The following is a 16386-nucleotide window of genomic DNA, read 5'->3' as shown; positions in this document are numbered from 1 at the left end:
CCCCTAACTCATCTCGATCGTTTCCCGGTGAAGCAGCCGCTGCAAGGCGACGGTCGTGATCAGCGACGTGACCAGGATCAGCACGCCGATCGCGGCGCCGAAGCCGAAGTGGTATTGGCGGAACGCCATTTGGTACAAATACGAGCCCATGACCTGCGTCGTATTGTCCGGGCCGCCCTCGGTCATGATCCAGACGATGACGAAGGAGCCGTTCAGCGTCGTCATCATGATGTTGATGATGGACACCTTCATTTGTTCCCATACGAGCGGCAGCGTGATATGGCAAAATTGGTGCCATTGGTTGGCGCCCTCCAGCTCGGCGGCCTCATACAGGGAATCCGGCACGTTCTGGATCGCCGCGATGAGCAAGATCATGTAGAAGCCTATTCCCGCCCAGACCGACGGCGGCAGCAGCATCCAGATCGTATGCGACGTGAAGCCGAGCCAGGTGATCGCGACCGGCTCCTTCGTAAAGAGGGAGAGGAAGGCGTTCAGGAAGCCGATCTGCGGATTGTATATAAAGTTCCAGAGGACGCCGATGACGACCACGGAGATGACGTTCGGGATAAAGTAGATCGAGCGGAAAAAGCCGGACATTCGGAAGCCGAATCGGGTGAGCGCTACCGCGAAAAACGTCGCGAGCAGCATGATGCCGGCGATCTTGCCGGCCACGAGGAAGTAATCGTTGCCAAGCGCCTGCCAGACGATCGGGTCGCGCAGCATGTCCTTGAAATTTTGCAGGCCGATGAAGTCCATATGATCAGACATGCCGGACCAGTCGAAGAGCGAATAGTACAAGGCTTTGATGACCGGATAGATGGTGAATACGCAGAAAAACGCAAGCGTCGGAATCGTAAAGCTGGCGATGAACAAGCCGCGCTGCCATTTGGCGGTACCGGATGTCTTCAAGTAGGCCCCCGTCCTTTCCTATCCATGAGCCGAAGGAGACCCGGCTGCCGGGCCTCCTCGAGCCTAAAGCATGGATGTTTTTTTATTTGCTGACCTTGGCGGCGGCGTCGGTCACGCGCTTTACCCATTCGTCCGGCGTGATTTTGCCGATCGAGAGCGCGTCGGTCGCGTCCCACATGACTTTCTCGACGTCTGCGTTAAACGTGATCATCGGGATGACGACCGTGTTCGGGTCGGTCAGGAACTTGGCCGCGTCCTTGACGAAGTTCGGCGCGCTGGAGCTTGATATGTCGCCTTTGATGTTGGACGGCGCGCCGCTCAGCTCTGCCCACTGCGAAGCTTGCGCCTCGGAGAAGATGAAGGACAGGAATGCCTTGGCCGCTTCCTTGTTCTTCGCCTTGCTCGCGATCGCGACCGACGCGGTGGACGTGTTGGCGACGACTTTGCCGCCGGCCTTCTGCGTGACCGAAGGGATGAACCCGAAGTCGAAGCCGGACGGAATGTCCTTGCTCATCTCGTTCGGCAGCCAGAGGCCGTTCGGAATGAACGCGTCTTTGTGTTGCAGGAACGACATTTGCGAATCCGTGTGGTTGATTTGAATGGAAGCCTTGTCGATGAAGCCCTTGTCACGCAGCTCCACGATCTTGTTCAAGCCGGCCATGACGGCCGGGCTCTTGAACGCGTCGACCTTCGAATCCGCCATGTCCTGCAAAATTTTATAGTCGTCGTTGTTCGCCGAGACGATCGCGGGGAAGAGGAAGGCGTCCTGGATGTAATACGGGTATTTGCCGGTATGGATAAAAGGCGTGACGCCGGCGGCCTTGATCGTATCCGCGGCAGCGATGAACGAATCGTAGTCGGTCGGCTCGGTCCAGCCTTTTTCCTTGAACAGCGCCTTATCCCAGAAGATCCCCCACGAGTTCAGGACGAGCGGGATGTTGTAGATTTTGCCGTCATATTGCTGCGGCTGCTGCGCCAGAATGTCCTTAATCAAGGTGCCGTCCACGTTTTTCGCCGTCTTGTACCATTCGGTCAGGTCTTCGACCTGGCCGTCCTCGACCATCTGGCGGTCGTTCAGTCCCGCGCCGTCGATGTAGACGAAGTCCGGCGGATTGCCGCCGATCCAGCGCGGTTTGTTCTGCTCGTTGATCTTGGGGCCTCCGCTCTCGATGACGTTCAGGTCGGGATTGGCCGCCTTGAAGTCGGCGATCACTTTTTTCCACCACTTGTCGCCGTAGCCGCCGACGAAGTATTGGATCTCGAAGTCGCCGGTCAGCTTCGTCGCCGCGGCCTCGCCGCTAGCGCCGGCAGAAGCGCTAGGAGCGGCCGATGCGCTTGCCGAAGCGGTCGCCGCGGCGGAGGAAGGGCTCCCCGCGCCGTTATCCTTGTCGTTCGAGCCGCAGCCCGCGAGCGGCAGCACCGCCATCGCGGCGGCCAGCCCGACGGCCGCCATCTTTTTGTTCAATACCAATACCATGCAGCAAAACCCTCCCCGGATATGGATGATACGGTCGCTTAACTTGGCGCCTGCAATCATCATACCGGGGAGGGCGCCGGGGCTCTATCGAATATATTCCGGGAAATCTAGAGGATCTTATGATGTATTACTGGGCGGCGTAGGCGGCGCTGCGGGTGATCGCGAACGATTGCAGCTGGTCCAGCGCGGCCTTTGGCGAGAGGTGGTCGAACAGCACTGCGTCTCCCATTTTGCGCGTCTTGTCGAGGACGGCTTGCCAGGCGGGCTCCTGGATCGGGTAGAACTTGGCCGCCGCCAGGGCGGCGATATCGCGCTTCATCGAAGGATCGTCGGCCGACAGCGTATCGCCGACCGTCGACGTCACCGGGATAAGGCCTTCGCGCACGACCATGTCTCCGTAGTTCGCGTCGTCGTAGAGGAAGTCGAGGAACTTGGACAGGGCGACCGGGTCCGTATGGTCCGTCTTGAACGAGACGAGCACGTCCTGCACGCCGAACGAGACGGGCGCCTGCCCGTCCTTCACCGGTATCGGTCCCGATCCCCATTCAAAGCCCGGAAATTCGCGCGGCACGACGGACGAGAAGTAATTGCCCGAGATCATCATGCCGAGCTTGCCGTCGCCCATGATGCGCTGCTTTTCGTCCCGCGTCGTCACGGTCGGCTCCTGGTCGGTCAGCCCTTCGTCGTACAGATGCTTGAGATAGGTCAGCGCCTCAACGTTGGCCGGCGAGTTGAGTGCCCAGCGCCCGTCCTTGATCCAGTCGCCCCCCGCTCCGAAAAAAAAGTAGGAAAGATAAGCTTGCACCTCGTCGTCCGTCAGGTCGACGCCGAAGCCGCGAGCGTCACCTGCGGAGACGAGCTTGCGCGCGCTCGCTTCGAGCTCGGACCAGGTGGCCGGCGGCTGCCCGATGCCTGCGGCTGCGAACAGCTTCTTGTTGTAGTACAGATTGCGGACAGAGGCGACATAGGGGATTGCGTATTGTTTGTCGTCGAGCCGGTCCATGGCGGCCAGATTCGGATAAAACTTGGACAGCAGCCCAGGCGAGACGATCTCGCTTAGATCGTTCAGGATGCCGGCTTTGGAAAAATGCGCGTAGACGTTCGTGTTGAGCAAGTCCGGCGGCTGGTTGCGGCTGATCATCGCGGTGTAGATGCCGTCCAGCACGTTCCAATTTGCGACCTGCAGCTCGACGATAATGTCCGGATTTTTGAGCTCGAATTCGTGGACGAGCTTCTCGAGATTCGCCTTCGTCTCCGTGCTGTACTCCGCGGCGACGAACCGGATGAGCGATTGCTTGGGCTCCGCAGGCGCGGCAGGCGCAGGCTGCCGCTTGGCGCAGGCGCCGAGCGGGAGCGCGAGGCATGCTGCGGCGACCAATCCCGCGGCTGCCGCGCGATAGAGGCTTGGCATGTGGATGCCTCCTTTGAGGTGGATGAGATGATTCCGTCGACTAGCTGCCGTCGCCGTCGAACGGGAAAAGCAACTTCTGATTTTCCGGCGCATACATGTTGGACTTGGTCACCACGACCGAATCCGTGTACGAGACCCGGCTTGCGCCTCGCGGTTCCGCGCGCTTCAGCGCCGCCTTCACGCCCAAGTACCCCATGTTGAACGGCTTCTGCACGATAAGCGCGCTCATGACGCCGTCCTCGAGCAGCCGGATCTCGTACACCGAGCTATCGAAGCCGATCAGCTTGATTCGCTGGTCCCCGGCCTCTATGATCGCGCGGGCCGCGCCGAGGGCCGCCGTCTCGTTCAGCGCGACCACGACGCTCGGGGGCTCCGGCATGGCGAGCACGGCTTTCATGATCTCGTAAGCCTTATCCTCCGAATCCTCGCAGTAATAAATCTCCGTCGCGCCGCCCGGATACCCGTTAACCGCTTCCCTGACGCCTGCCTCGCGCTCGCCGGATACGCGAGAGCGCTCGAAGTCGCTAACGATCGCGACGTTCGGCCGTCCGTCCGCCAGATCGGCGGCTGCCTCGCCGGCTTGCCTTCCGGCTTCGCGGTGATCGTTCAGCACGGACACCGGCGCCGTCCCCGACTGAAGCGGCATGTCGATGACGACGACCCGGATACCCGCCTTGCGGATCGCTTGCACCGCCTCGGAGACGCGCGGATCGTCGACGGGGGCGACGACGACGGAGGAGCGGCGGGCGGCCAACGCATCCTGGAGAAGACGGACCTGCGTATCCGCATCCGTCTCCTCCAGCGGGCCCTGAATATCGATCGTCGCGCCCGATTCCTTGGCGGCCGCCGCGGCGCCCGCGCTGACGGCCTGCCAGAAGTTCGAGCGCACGCTGCTCGACTTGAGCACGACGGAGACGGAGCGGTCGCCGCCCTCGGCGAAATAGAAGAGCTTGATATACAAGCCTGCGCAGAGCGCGGCCGCAGCTAGCAGCAAGGTCAACGCCCAGGCGTATTTATGATTGCGCATCGCTAGTTTTCCACCTTCGGTATTTTGATCGTGACGCGCGTTCCTTCATAAGGCTCGCTCTTGATGGAGATGCCGTACGCCGGACCGAAGAACAGGCGGATGCGCTCGTGCGCGTTGCCGACGCCGATCCCTTTGGCCAACCCGGCCTCGACCGGCGCGGGATTCCAGATTTTCTCGATCGTCTCGGCGGTCATCCCGACGCCGTCGTCCTCCACCTCGAAGACGATCGCGCCGTCCTGTTCCCTGCCGCTGACGACGATCGTTCCTTTCTCCGGCAGGTTGCGGATGCCGTGGTAGATCGCATTCTCCACGAAAGGCTGGAGCAGAATCTTGAGCGTCTTGTACTTCAGAATGGCTTCCTCGAATTCGATCCGGTATTCGAGCTGGTTCGCGTAGCGCATTTTCTGGATCAGCATGTAGCTGCGGATATGCTCCTGCTCCACGCTGATCGTCACGAGCTCCTGGTCTTTGGCGATGCTCGCGCGGAACAGGCGGGCGAGCGCGGACGTCATGAGCACGACCTGTTCGTGCTGCTTCTGCTCGGCCATCCAGACGATCGAATCCAGCGTGTTGTACAGGAAGTGCGGATTGATCTGCGACTGCAGCAGGGCGAGCTCACTCTTGCGCTTGTTTTCCTGCGTGGAAATGGCCTCGGACATGAGGTTTTTGATCTGGCCGACCATCATGTTGAAGGTCCGGCTGAGCTGTCCGATCTCGTCCATCTGCCGTACCGGCGCCTTGACCTCGAAATTGCCTTTTTCCACGAGCCGCATGTTCCGCTGCAGGTTGCGGATCGGCCTCGACAGCCGGTGGGAGAGCGCCACCGAGAGCAGGAGCGCGACCGCGATGCCGATCAGGGAGATGAGCAGCGAATTGCGAAGCGTCTCCTTGTATCCGATCAGGTCGCCTGCATAAGCGACGCCGACGATCTTCCAGCCGAAGTTCGTGTCCTGCACCGAGTAGAAGCGCTTGCCGTTCTCGTCGTCTACTGCGAAGGAGGTGCCGCTAGGTGCCCGCAGCACGTCCGCGATGCGTTCCGTCCGCAGGGAGCTGTAGATGAGCTGCTGCTGAGGATGGTAGACGATGTCGCCCTCCCGGTCGACGATGAACACGTAACCCTTTTTACCGATGTCGATTCGTCTCAGCAGGTCGCTAACCACGCTCAGGTTCAGATCGACGAGGAAAATGCCGTCCGCGGTGATTCCGTCCGTATTTTTCAGCTCGCGCGAGAGCGATACGACCCAGCGGTATTCGTCCTTGATGATGTTTTGCACATGCGGCGCGGAGATGACGGACTTGCCCCCGGCCTGGCGGGCGCCGATATACCAGGACTGCTCCTTGGGCGGCGCGTTCGGGTTCAGCGTCGTGATGCGGCGGTCGCTCACGTACCGTCCGTTGTAGCCGAACACCATGATGGAGGCGATATCCTTGCGGGTGTACAAAATGGATTGGAACAGATCCGAAATGCGTTTTTCGTACGGCCGTCGCTCTTCGTCGGTAATAAAGCTGTTGCTGGAAATGTAGTATTTGACGTCCTTGTTCGTCAATGCGAGCAGGGAAATGTTCTCCATGTTGTCGACGTAGGATTGAATGTTCGTGTTGACCTGCTTGATGACCTCCTCAATGTAGTTCTCGGAGTTGTGCCGGACGGCGCCGGCGGACAATCGGTAGCTGAAGAAGGTCGTCGCGGCGATCGTCAGCAGGATGAGGCAGGAGAAGGCGACGGCGATGCTGGCCTGAATGCTCTTGAGCGGGAAAATCGGCAGAAAAGGCCTGAATTTTCTCAGCATGTCAGCGGCGCTCCTCCCGGTCCGAGAGATCGCGGTAGTCCCGAGGCGACATGCCGGCATGCTTTTTGAACAGCAGGCTGAAGTAATTCGGATCGGCGTACCCGACCTTGCCGGCAATCTCGTAAAACTTGAGCGGCGTCGTCCGAAGCAGCGTCTTGGCCTTGTCCATCCGCACCCGGGTCAAATATTCGACGAACGTCTCGCCTGTGTGCTGCTTAAACATTTGGCTGAAGTAGCTCGTACTCATCAGGACATGCCTGCAAATCTCCTGCAGGGTCAGCTTGTCGCTCGGATAATTGGCTTCGATATAGGCCGTTGCCTTGCCGATCTGCTCGCGAATGAACCGGTTGCGGCTGCTCGCCGCGGCCTCTATCATGGCCGCGACGATCTCTTTGAGCCAGTGTTCGATCTCGTCGAGCGTCTTGAATTTATAAACGTCGGTGAGCCAGAGCGGGAGCGCCTCCGAGCCGCTGCGAATCCCCATTTCCTGCATGACGTCGGTCAACGTCAGGACGAGCTTCTGCATATGAAGAAAACAGGCTTCGATCGGCAGCCGCGACATTTTAAGCTCGCGTACGCTGTCTTCAATATGCGCGTAAGCTTCGGCGGACGAGCCCGTCCGCACGGCGGCGGCAAGACGGCGGCACCCGTCGTCCGGCGAAGGCGCGGCGGGCGGCTCGCCCTCCAGGTCGGCGATGCCCAGCACGCGGTTTTTACCCATCAGGAAGCGGTAGTCCAGCGCCGACAGCGCCCCGCGGTACGACTGCGGCAGCTGCTCCGCCGAAGCGCAAGGCCTGCCGATGCCGACGGTAAGCGTGAAGCCGAGGAACCGGTCCACGTGATGCCTGACCTCCTCGGCGATGCCGAACGCCTGCTCGTAGAGCGCACTCTCGTCCTCGTGGCCGAAGAGGACGGCGACCATTCGCTCCTCCCGCGTGCGGAACAGCAGGACGTCTTCGCGGCCCTGCACCGTTTCCTCGAAAATATTGTAGGCGGCGAAGCGAAGAAACTCCGCGTCGTGCGCGTCGCTGAAGTGGGTCTCCCGATCGCCGAAATCGTCGATGTCCGCAGCCAGCGCCAGATACGGCGGAGAAGCGGCAGGAATGCCGAAGTAAGCGAATCGCTCTTCGATCTCCGGCCGGGAAAGGCCGAGCGCGACGAGACGCTCCAGAAAACGTTCCTTGAGCAGCGGCAGGCTCTGATGCAGCTGGCTGTGCAGGCGCGTGAGATCCTCGCGGCGTTGCATTTCCTGGTCCATCTCTGCGCGAATCTTGTCCAGCAGCGTCCGGATCTCAGCCGCGGTAATCGGCTTAAGGATGAAGTCGGACACCTTCAGACGGATCGCCTGCTGCGCGTATTCGAACTGGTCGTAGCCGGTCAGGATCAGCACCTTGATATAAGGATAATTCGCGGCGATGAGACCGGTAAGCTCGAGTCCGTCCATAAAGGGCATGCTGATATCGGAAATGACGAGATCGGGCCTCGCGTCTTCGATCGCATCCCACGCTTCACGGCCGTTGGCGTAGTCGCCTACGAGCGCGAAGCCGTGCTTTTGCCAATCGATCGTGTTTTTCAAGCCGTCGCGGACGACCGCCTCGTCGTCGACGAGGATGACTTTGTACATAAGGTGTTCGCTCCTCCGCTTGAATCCTCGCTCTCATCATAATCGAACCTGCGCCGGCGAAAGGGGAAAAAAACGATTTTCAGGGGGCAATAATCGATTATTCAGGCTGGTCCCCCGTTTAAGCGGGCAGGCATGCATCATGCCATTTTGCAAATTTTACTGTTCAAAACCCAATCAAGTAGATATAATTCCATATCATGCCATTTAAATGAAAGTAGGAGACGAAACATGTCCTTTTTGCCCGCGGATCAGCAAGAGCCCGCCCATACACCCTTGAGACTCGGGGTCTCGGGGCTGGGCGGGTGGCTGATCCTGATCCAGATCGGCCTCTATGTGACGCTGATTCAGCTCGTCATCCAGATTAACCAGTATACGATTCCATCCTTCGAGAGCGAGACATGGAACGCGCTTACGTCTAAGGGGGCAGATCTCTATCACGTGCTCTGGAAGCCCGCAATCCTATTTGAAGCTGTCTTCAACTTGGGGATGTTCGTAATGACCATCTTCTGCCTGGCGTTTATGTACATGCGAAAACGAATATTTCCCAAGCTCATGATCGTTTATTACAGCGTCAGTCTGTTGGGCGGCATAGCTGATTATGCCCTGGTCCAAACGATCTCGTCGGATGTCGGGCTTGACCTCGACAATTCGCTTCGCGACACGTTTAGAGCGGTAGTGACCTGCTCGATCTGGATTCCGTATTTCCTGCGGTCCGAGCGCGTAGCCAATACGTTCCTCCGCTAGCGATCATTGCTTTATTCATCGCGAGCGGCCACGCTGTGGCGCAAAATGTCGCCGCCGTGTTATCATTTGAATAGTAGCGCGAACGCGGCGAAGCACGCCCCCGGACGACGGTCCTCTGTCAGCCGGGGGTTCGTTTTGCGCATCGACAATTGCCAGACAGGAGGAGAGCGCCGTTGAAGACGCTGGTCATCGCGGAGAAGCCGGATATGGGCCGCAATATTGCCGCCGTCATCGAGCCGAAGGCCCAGAACAGACGCTCCTACCTTGAAGGAGAACAATACATCGTCACGTGGGCCATCGGACACCTGATCGGACTCGCAGAGCCGGATCTGTACGACGATAAGTACAAAAAGTGGCGGCTCGGCGATCTTCCGATCATCCCCGACCGGTTCAAGCTGCTGCCCAACCCGCGGACCAAAGACCAGCTGGAGACGATCCGCGAGGTGGCGAAGCGCTGCGACAGGCTGGTCAACGCATGCGACGCCGGACGGGAAGGCCAGCACATTTTTTCGCTGATCCAGCGGCATCTCGGGCTGTCGCAGCCGGTCAAGCGGCTGTGGATCTCGGATCTGACGGCCGAGACGATCCGCAAGGGATTCGCGGAGCTGAAGGAAGGCGCCGAGTACGAGAATCTGACGCGCGCGGCCAGGGCCCGCAGCGAAGCGGATTGGCTTATCGGCATGAACGGCTCTCGCGCCTTTACGACCCGGCACAACGAGCTGCTGTCCGTCGGCCGGGTGCAGACGCCGGTCCTCGCGCTGATCTATGACCGCCAGGTGCAGATCGAATCATTCGACTCGCTCAAGTTTTACGAGGTGTCGGCGCAGTTCGTCCAGGGCGATACCGAATATCGCGGACTATGGCAAGGGGATCGGATCTCGGACGGCGACAAGGCCAAGGCGATCGCGGACAAGGTGCGGGGCAAAGAGGGGAAAATCGCGAGCTACGAGGTGAAGGATACCAAGGAGTATCCTTGGCGGCTGTACGACCTCACGCTGCTGCAGCGCGAGGCGAACGGCAAGCTCGGCTTTTCGGCCAAGAAGACGCTCGACGTTGCGCAGGCGCTTTACGAAAAGCATAAGGTCATTACGTATCCCCGGACCAACTCCAACTACGTGAACAACGAAAATATACCGGAGATGCACAAGGCGCTCGACGCGCTGCGTGGGACGGACTACGAGGCGATCGCTGCCGGCGGCAACAAGCGGCTCGTTCACACCGGTAACAAAAGCGTCTGCAACCCGTCCAAGGTCGAAGATCACCACGCGATCATGCCGACCGCCAAGAAGGCGGGGGCTTTGTCGCCGGACGAGCGCAAGCTGTACGAGATGATCGTGCGCCGGTTCGTCTCGCACTTCTACCCGCCGGCGGAGTTCAAGATGCATACGGTGCTGACGGAGGTCGCGGGCGAGACGTTCAAGACGACGGTCAAGCAGCTGATCGCCAAGGGATGGAAGGTTGTATACGAAGACGCGGGCGGAGGCGCGCCGTCGGGCGGAGGCGCGAAGAAGGGAAAGGCGGATGCGCCTTCGACAGGCAAGGAAGACGATGCGGAGTCCGAGCGCGGCGAAGAAGTGGAGACGAGCGGCGAGTTCTCGCTGCAGGCGGAGTTGCCCGTGCAGTGCGTCGAATCCGAGGCCAAGGAGAAAGAGACGCAGCCGCCCAAGCCGTATACCGAGGGGACGCTGCTGAAGGCGATGGAGAGCGCGGGCAAGCAGATCGAGGACGAGGAGCTGCGCGACGCGATGAAGGATTCGGGCCTCGGCACGCCTGCGACGCGCGCGGCGACGATCGAGCGGCTGAAGCAGGTCGGCTACGTGGACATGCAGGGCAAACGTATCGTCATCACGCCCAAGGGACGATCGGCGATCCAGTTGATTCGGGGAGCGGGCGTCGAGCTGCTCGCCTCGCCGGAGATGACGGGGCAGTGGGAGCGTCGGCTCGCCGAGATTTCGCGCGGACAAGCGTCCGCGGACGTGTTCATGGCCAACGTGCAGAAGTTCACGCGGCTTATCGTCGATAAGGTCCGCGTTCAGCCGCCTGCGACGAAGGCGGCGTTTGCGAAGCCGGAGCCGGCTGCGGGCCGCGGGCGCGGGAAAAGCAAAGAGGCCGGCGATGCCGAGGCGGCGGGTGGCGCGCGGGGCCGCGGCAAGGGCAAAGCCCGGGCCGACGGCGGCGATCGCGCGGGCGGCGCAACGACGCGCAGTCGGGCCAAGGGCGCCGGCAGTCAAGGCGCCGAAGGGCATGAAGGCGCGGGAGCGGCGACAGCCGGACGCTCGGCTGGCGTTAAAAGCGGAGCGTCCGTGGCGACAGGCGCCAAGTCGCGCGCGGCCGCTACGGGGGCGCTCGCGTCGCGCGCATCGGCGAGGCCGGCTGCGTCCGCTGCCTCGGCAGCGACGACCGGATCGGCGGCTCCGCGTTCAGCCGGGCCTGCCGTCATTGCCAAGTGCCCGCGTCCTGGCTGCGGCGGTTCGATCTTCATGGGCCGCAAGGGTTACGGCTGCAGCGAGTACAAGTCGGGGTGCGGCTTCGTCATCTGGCGCGACAGCTTCGGGCTGACGCTGGACGACCGGCTTGTCGCCGAGCTGATTCGGACGGGCCGCACGTCCAAGCTGAACCTGCGGGACGAAGCCGGCACGATGCGAGAAGGGCGAATCGTGCTGGCGGATCCGACTACCGGCCGACTGGCGATCGAGGACTAAGTGCGAGTTTGCCCAGCGAGATACACGGAAAAACCGTGTATCTCGCATAATGCAGCGCCGTGCTCCACCGAGATACACGATATAAACGCGTATCTCCGACAGCGAAGCCCGCTTACCCGCAATGCACGGCCTAACCGCCTATCCCGGCGTTGCAGCGCGTTTTCGCGCTAACATCAAGTTCATTCCAGCTCAACCTAACGGAGGTAAGAAGATGCTACTCAAAAAATATATCGGCATTGGCGCCATCGTCGCCGGTCTAGCCGTAGCTTTCGGAGCGTTCGGCGCCCATTCGCTCAAGGAGACGCTGTCGGAGCATTACCTGGAAGTGTTCGAGACCGGCGTGCGCTATCAAATGTACCATGGCCTCGGCTTATTGCTGGTGGCGCTGCTGTCGGAGCGGCTTCCGTCGGCGATTAAGCTGATGCGCTGGGCGGCACGGCTGCTGCTGATCGGAACCGTCTTGTTTTCCGGCAGCCTGTATATTCTGGCCCTCAGCAGCACCGACTGGCTGGGCGCGATTACGCCGCTTGGGGGCGTCGCTTTTCTGGCCGGATGGGCATGTCTGGCAATTGCGGCTTTCAAAGGCGGACGAAGCGCTGCCTGAATAGCCTCAAAATTTTCCCTTTTTAACGGCGCTTCGCTTTCTTCAATGGAATAATGCTGTACGATTGGAAAGTTTGCACTATAATGATACCTATAGCAAACTGCAAGCGGACGATTTTCCATAGAGAAAGAGGGGGCGTATTATGGATCATTGGAGCGCGCTTGCGCTCGCGGCGGCCGTCTTCGCTGCGCTGCTGCTCGGAACCGCCGCCGTCTTACTCTTTTTGCTTCGGCGAGAGCGGCAGCGATCGCGCACGATCGCAAATGCCGTCGATTCCGACTGGATCAACCTGCTGCGGGAGAGCCCGATCTCGCTCACGATCATCAATAGCAACGGTGTCGTGGAAAATATTAGCAGACAGCTTCTCCCCATGCTGGGCACCTCCTCCGATCGCGTTTTCGGTCTTCATTTCCGGGACATCATTCATGCGGACTCGGCCGGTCAAGCCGCATCTATCTTCGCTCGCACGCTGCGCGGAGAGAAGTGCGTCGCGGACGTCAAGCTGCTGCGCTCGGACGGAGCGGCCATCGAGGCGCATGTCGAGACGAGTCCCTATATGCGCGAAGGCGCCATCGCGGGCATCGTCGTATTTACCCAGGACCAAAGCGATCAGAAGCGCTCGATGGAACGAATCCGGTACATGGCCTATTACGACGATATGACGGGCTTGCCGAACCGCCGATTTTTCATGAACCGGTTAACGGAGCGGCTGCACGCCGCAGGCCGATCGGGGAGCCGGGTTGCCGTCTGGTATATGGACATCGACCGTTTCAAGCTGGTCAACGCGTCCTACGGCCGGGATTATGGCGATATGCTGCTGCTTCAGGTCGCGGAGAGGCTGACGCGCTGGTTCCCGGATTCGACCGATATCGCCCGCGTGGAGGGCGACGAGTTCGTCGGCATGTTCGCCGGCTTCGATCAGGACGATCAGGCCATCCTGCGGATCGAAGGGTTGATGAAGCAATTCGAGGCGCCGTTCGAGCTTGGCGGCGTCACGGTTCACGTGACGGTCAGCGTAGGTCTGGCGACCTGCAGCTCCGAATATCCGGACGCGAACGTACTCCTCAAGCAAGCCGACACCGCCCTGCACCGGCTCAAGGAAAACGGGCGCAACGGCTGCCTGCTCTACGATCCCGCCTTCGAGCATACGGCGATTAACAAGCTGACGCTACAGCACGAGCTGATGGAGGCGATGAGCCGCCGTCAATTCCTGCTGTACTATCAGCCTCAGTACGATCTTCGAAGCGGGCGGCTTGTCGGCTTCGAAGCGCTGATCCGGTGGCGTCATCCGGAACGGGGCATGGTTCCGCCTTCTCATTTCATCCCGGCGGCCGAGGAAAGCGGACTGATCATGACGCTCGGGGATTGGGTGCTCTTTGAGGCATGCAGGCAGAATCGCGTCTGGCAGCGAGCAGGACTCCCTTCCTATCCGATTTCCGTCAATTTGTCGATCCGACAGTTCGCGCAGCCCAATCTGGTCGGGCGAATTGCCGAGATTCTGAACGAAACGGGACTGGCGGCCCCCTATCTGAAGCTGGAGATCACGGAGAGCATCGCCATGGACGTCGAGAGAGCTACCGCGATTCTGGAGTCGCTCAGCGACTTGGGCGTCGGGATCAGCGTGGACGATTTCGGAACGGGCTACAGCTCTTTCAGCTACCTCAAGCGGCTGCCCATCGATTGCTTGAAGATCGACCGCTCGTTCGTAAGGGATATCCATCAGGACCCCAACGATAGGGCGATCGTCGCCGCGATCATAGCCATGGCGCACAATTTGCAGATCGGCGTCATCGCCGAAGGCGTAGAGACCGAGGAGCAAGTGCTGTTCCTGCAGCAGCATGCCTGCGACGAGATGCAAGGCTATTACGGAAGCCCCCCGCTTCCTGCCGAAGAGGCCGGCGCGATGCTGGGCCGCGACCACAGCTTGTCCATAGCCGTCTTAGACAACAACAACAACGCCGCGGCCCATTGAGGGCTGCGGCGTTTGTTTTGCATATGCCGTTAATCTGCAAAGTCGTCGATCTCGTTAAGTCGGAAGGAGTAGACGCTTTTTTCGTCGACATGGTAAACGGTCAGCAGCTCGTTGTCCGGATCGAAGTTGACGACCCGGCAAGGAACGCTTAGCTTGTCGCCCTTGGGCCGGTTCACTGTGATCCGGATCAAGCGGGAAGTTTTGATATATTCGCGAATCCGCGAATCGAGCGATTCCGTAAGTACCTGGTGTTTGGTTTTCGCTGCCTTTAATTCATGTTGAATGGTTTCGCCGAGCACGATGCCGGACTGAATGCGAAAGTCGGAATAGCCTCCCGCGTTCAATGAACTCAGCAGCCTCTCGAGCGCTTCCCCGTTCGTGCCAGCCTTCACCAGGATATCAACAGAGAATAGATAGGAACGTTCTGGGTTGTTGTCTGGAACTTTAGTCATGAGTTGCCCCCTATCTAACGACGATCTGTATCCATGGGATCAGGTTTGCTAGGAATAATATATCATGAATGCTAGGCTCGACATAGTATTATTTTGGGTACCAGTCTATGTCCTGATGGGTCGAAGGGAGCATATGCTGAACTCAGATAGCCGCGCTCCTCATCGTATCCGTTGGAGGTGAACGATAATGATCAAACTGGTGCCGATCGTCATCGACGGGTATACCGCGCTCGGCGTCGAGGTGCTGCTCCCGAAAACGACGCTGCTGGCCGTGACGATTGGAGACGGTTACATTATGTGCGGCGCGCTTGACGTCGCTTTGTTGAACGACAAACTCAAAGACAGAGGCATACTCGCCGGCCGCGCGGTCGGCGTAAAGACGCTCGATCAGCTGCTGGACGCGCCGCTGGAATCCGTCACTCACGAAGCCGAGCGTGCAGGCATCGTCCCCGGCATGCAGGGCCGTGAAGCTATTGCTCGCATGGCTTCGTTGTCCGCGCAATAACAGGCAGTCGGATGGCAAATGCGGTTACTCTCCGAGTAACCGCATTTGGTCGTCGACACTGCTTTATTCTTCGAACAGCTTGCGAAGGCCGATGTCGTAAGGCGCAGTGACGATGCCTTTCTCGGTGATAATAGCCGTTACGAGCTCGCTTGGCGTGACATCGAAAGCGGGATTGTAAACTTTGACGCCTTCGGGCGCTGTCCGCTTGCCGAAGCCGACGGTCACTTCGTCCGCATGCCGCTCCTCGATCGGGATGCTGGCGCCGGTCGGCGTCGACAGGTCGATCGTGGACATCGGACAAGCCACGTAAAACGGAATGTTGTGCGCCTTCGCGAGCACGGCAACGCCGTAGGTGCCGATCTTGTTCGCTACGTCGCCGTTCGCCGCGACCCGGTCGGTGCCGACGATGACGGCTTGTACCCAGCCTTTGGACATAACGTGAGCAGCCATGTTATCCGTGATCAAAGTCACGTCTACGCCGGCCTGCTGCAGCTCGAATGCGGTGAGGCGCGCGCCTTGCAGCACCGGCCTCGTCTCGTCCGCGTACACCTTAAGCGCGATGCCTTGCTCCAGCGCAAGGTAGAAGGGGGCAAGCGCCGTGCCGTACTTGGATGTGGCAAGTCCCCCTGCATTGCAGTGGGTGAGCACGCCCATGCCGTCCTCGAACAGCGTGAGCGCGTGCTCGCCGATGCGACGGTTGGTCTCGATGTCCTCCGCTTGAATCAGCTTCGCTTCGGCGAGCAGAGCCTCTGCGGCTTCGCGGGTCGATACGCCGGAAGCTGCCAGCGTCTTCGCGCGCTCCTTCATCCGGTCGAGCGCCCAGAACAGGTTAACGGCCGTCGGCCTTGACGTTGCGAGGTGGGCGGCGTGACGAAGCGCCTCGTCGGCCATCGCAGTCGCGGGACCCGGAAAATGCTGGACGCCGAGCACCACGCCGAACGCCGCGGAGATGCCGATCGCAGGCGCGCCGCGGACGGCCAAATTGCGAATGGCGTCCCATACTTCCTGCACGGTCGACAGGGTCAAATATACCGTTTGCTCGGGCAGCAGCCGCTGATCAAGCAGCTCCAGCGTTCCCTCGTTCCACCGGATCGGTTCCAGCACGCCTTTAATCGGGGCGCCCGATTGTTGTATGTCGCTCATCGATTATTCTCCTTATGCTCTAGTTA

At 60.1% G+C, this 16386-nt stretch carries 13 protein-coding genes; 5 read left to right on the top strand and 8 right to left on the bottom strand.

The features are described from left to right. Positions 1 to 3: 3 nt before the first annotated feature. The 6 genes from ACFOTD_RS04115 to ACFOTD_RS04090 all read right to left on the bottom strand — a co-directional run bounded on the left by ACFOTD_RS04115 (position 4) and on the right by ACFOTD_RS04090 (position 8238). Positions 4 to 909, bottom strand: a complete 906-nt coding sequence (locus ACFOTD_RS04115) for a carbohydrate ABC transporter permease (protein WP_378116003.1) — start codon at positions 907 to 909, stop codon at positions 4 to 6. Positions 910 to 991: 82 nt separating this feature from the next. Continuing rightward, a complete protein-coding gene (locus tag ACFOTD_RS04110; RefSeq protein WP_378116001.1) occupies positions 992 to 2386 on the bottom strand; it encodes an ABC transporter substrate-binding protein in 1395 nt (464 codons plus the stop codon). Positions 2387 to 2513: 127 nt separating this feature from the next. Beyond that, complete coding sequence (locus ACFOTD_RS04105) at positions 2514 to 3797, bottom strand: extracellular solute-binding protein (protein WP_378116000.1); 1284 nt, start codon at positions 3795 to 3797, stop codon at positions 2514 to 2516. Positions 3798 to 3837: 40 nt separating this feature from the next. Continuing rightward, positions 3838 to 4824: a substrate-binding domain-containing protein gene (locus tag ACFOTD_RS04100; RefSeq protein ID WP_378115998.1), complete on the bottom strand. Its 987-nt coding sequence runs from the start codon at positions 4822 to 4824 to the stop codon at positions 3838 to 3840. A gap of 2 nt (positions 4825 to 4826) precedes the next feature. Further along, on the bottom strand, positions 4827 to 6614 hold the full coding sequence (locus tag ACFOTD_RS04095; RefSeq protein ID WP_378115996.1) for a sensor histidine kinase: 1788 nt from the start codon (positions 6612 to 6614) through the stop codon (positions 4827 to 4829). 1 nt (position 6615) lies between these two features. Further along, positions 6616 to 8238 carry a response regulator gene (locus tag ACFOTD_RS04090; RefSeq protein ID WP_378115994.1) on the bottom strand — a complete coding sequence of 541 codons (1623 nt, stop codon included), beginning with the start codon at positions 8236 to 8238 and terminating at the stop codon, positions 6616 to 6618. 228 nt (positions 8239 to 8466) lie between these two features. On the opposite strand from ACFOTD_RS04090, the gene ACFOTD_RS04085 reads away from it, so the two are divergent. The 4 genes from ACFOTD_RS04085 (at position 8467) to ACFOTD_RS04070 (ending at position 14260) form a co-directional block, all read left to right on the top strand. Then, positions 8467 to 8982, top strand: coding sequence for a DUF2569 domain-containing protein (locus tag ACFOTD_RS04085; RefSeq protein ID WP_378115992.1), 516 nt, complete (start codon positions 8467 to 8469; stop codon positions 8980 to 8982). 173 nt (positions 8983 to 9155) lie between these two features. Further along, a complete protein-coding gene (locus ACFOTD_RS04080; RefSeq protein WP_378115990.1) occupies positions 9156 to 11684 on the top strand; it encodes a DNA topoisomerase 3 in 2529 nt (842 codons plus the stop codon). A gap of 211 nt (positions 11685 to 11895) precedes the next feature. Further along, entirely contained in the window at positions 11896 to 12288 is a 393-nt protein-coding gene (locus ACFOTD_RS04075) for a DUF423 domain-containing protein (protein WP_378115988.1), read from the top strand. A 142-nt stretch (positions 12289 to 12430) separates the two neighbouring features. Further along, a complete protein-coding gene (locus ACFOTD_RS04070; RefSeq protein ID WP_378115986.1) occupies positions 12431 to 14260 on the top strand; it encodes a putative bifunctional diguanylate cyclase/phosphodiesterase in 1830 nt (609 codons plus the stop codon). A gap of 29 nt (positions 14261 to 14289) precedes the next feature. Here the strand turns inward: ACFOTD_RS04070 and ACFOTD_RS04065 are convergent, their stop codons facing one another. Then, positions 14290 to 14712: a hypothetical protein gene (locus tag ACFOTD_RS04065; protein ID WP_378115984.1), complete on the bottom strand. Its 423-nt coding sequence runs from the start codon at positions 14710 to 14712 to the stop codon at positions 14290 to 14292. Between the two features lie 187 nt (positions 14713 to 14899). On the opposite strand from ACFOTD_RS04065, the gene ACFOTD_RS04060 reads away from it, so the two are divergent. Further along, positions 14900 to 15217 carry a YunC family protein gene (locus ACFOTD_RS04060; protein WP_378115983.1) on the top strand — a complete coding sequence of 106 codons (318 nt, stop codon included), beginning with the start codon at positions 14900 to 14902 and terminating at the stop codon, positions 15215 to 15217. A gap of 63 nt (positions 15218 to 15280) precedes the next feature. On the opposite strand, the gene mtnA is transcribed toward ACFOTD_RS04060, so the two are convergent. Further along, positions 15281 to 16360: an S-methyl-5-thioribose-1-phosphate isomerase gene (gene mtnA / locus ACFOTD_RS04055; RefSeq protein ID WP_378115981.1), complete on the bottom strand. Its 1080-nt coding sequence runs from the start codon at positions 16358 to 16360 to the stop codon at positions 15281 to 15283. Positions 16361 to 16386: the final 26 nt, after the last annotated feature.

It is taken from the genome of Cohnella sp. GCM10012308, from assembly GCF_042649185.1.
Lineage (GTDB): Bacteria > Bacillota > Bacilli > Paenibacillales > Paenibacillaceae > Cohnella.
This window is presented reverse-complemented; position numbering and strand designations above follow the sequence as displayed.

Bases quoted from the DNA above. Each gene is read 5' to 3' on its own strand.
- ACFOTD_RS04070 (WP_378115986.1), top strand. From the start codon at position 12,431: ATGGATCATTGGAGCGCGCTTGCGCTCGCGGCGGCCGTCTTCGCTGCG.
- ACFOTD_RS04110 (WP_378116001.1), bottom strand. From the start codon at position 2,386: ATGGTATTGGTATTGAACAAAAAGATGGCGGCCGTCGGGCTGGCCGCC.
- ACFOTD_RS04095 (WP_378115996.1), bottom strand. From the start codon at position 6,614: ATGCTGAGAAAATTCAGGCCTTTTCTGCCGATTTTCCCGCTCAAGAGC.
- ACFOTD_RS04090 (WP_378115994.1), bottom strand. From the start codon at position 8,238: ATGTACAAAGTCATCCTCGTCGACGACGAGGCGGTCGTCCGCGACGGC.
- ACFOTD_RS04105 (WP_378116000.1), bottom strand. From the start codon at position 3,797: ATGCCAAGCCTCTATCGCGCGGCAGCCGCGGGATTGGTCGCCGCAGCA.
- mtnA (WP_378115981.1), bottom strand. From the start codon at position 16,360: ATGAGCGACATACAACAATCGGGCGCCCCGATTAAAGGCGTGCTGGAA.
- ACFOTD_RS04060 (WP_378115983.1), top strand. From the start codon at position 14,900: ATGATCAAACTGGTGCCGATCGTCATCGACGGGTATACCGCGCTCGGC.
- ACFOTD_RS04085 (WP_378115992.1), top strand. From the start codon at position 8,467: ATGTCCTTTTTGCCCGCGGATCAGCAAGAGCCCGCCCATACACCCTTG.
- ACFOTD_RS04065 (WP_378115984.1), bottom strand. From the start codon at position 14,712: ATGACTAAAGTTCCAGACAACAACCCAGAACGTTCCTATCTATTCTCT.
- ACFOTD_RS04075 (WP_378115988.1), top strand. From the start codon at position 11,896: ATGCTACTCAAAAAATATATCGGCATTGGCGCCATCGTCGCCGGTCTA.
- ACFOTD_RS04100 (WP_378115998.1), bottom strand. From the start codon at position 4,824: ATGCGCAATCATAAATACGCCTGGGCGTTGACCTTGCTGCTAGCTGCG.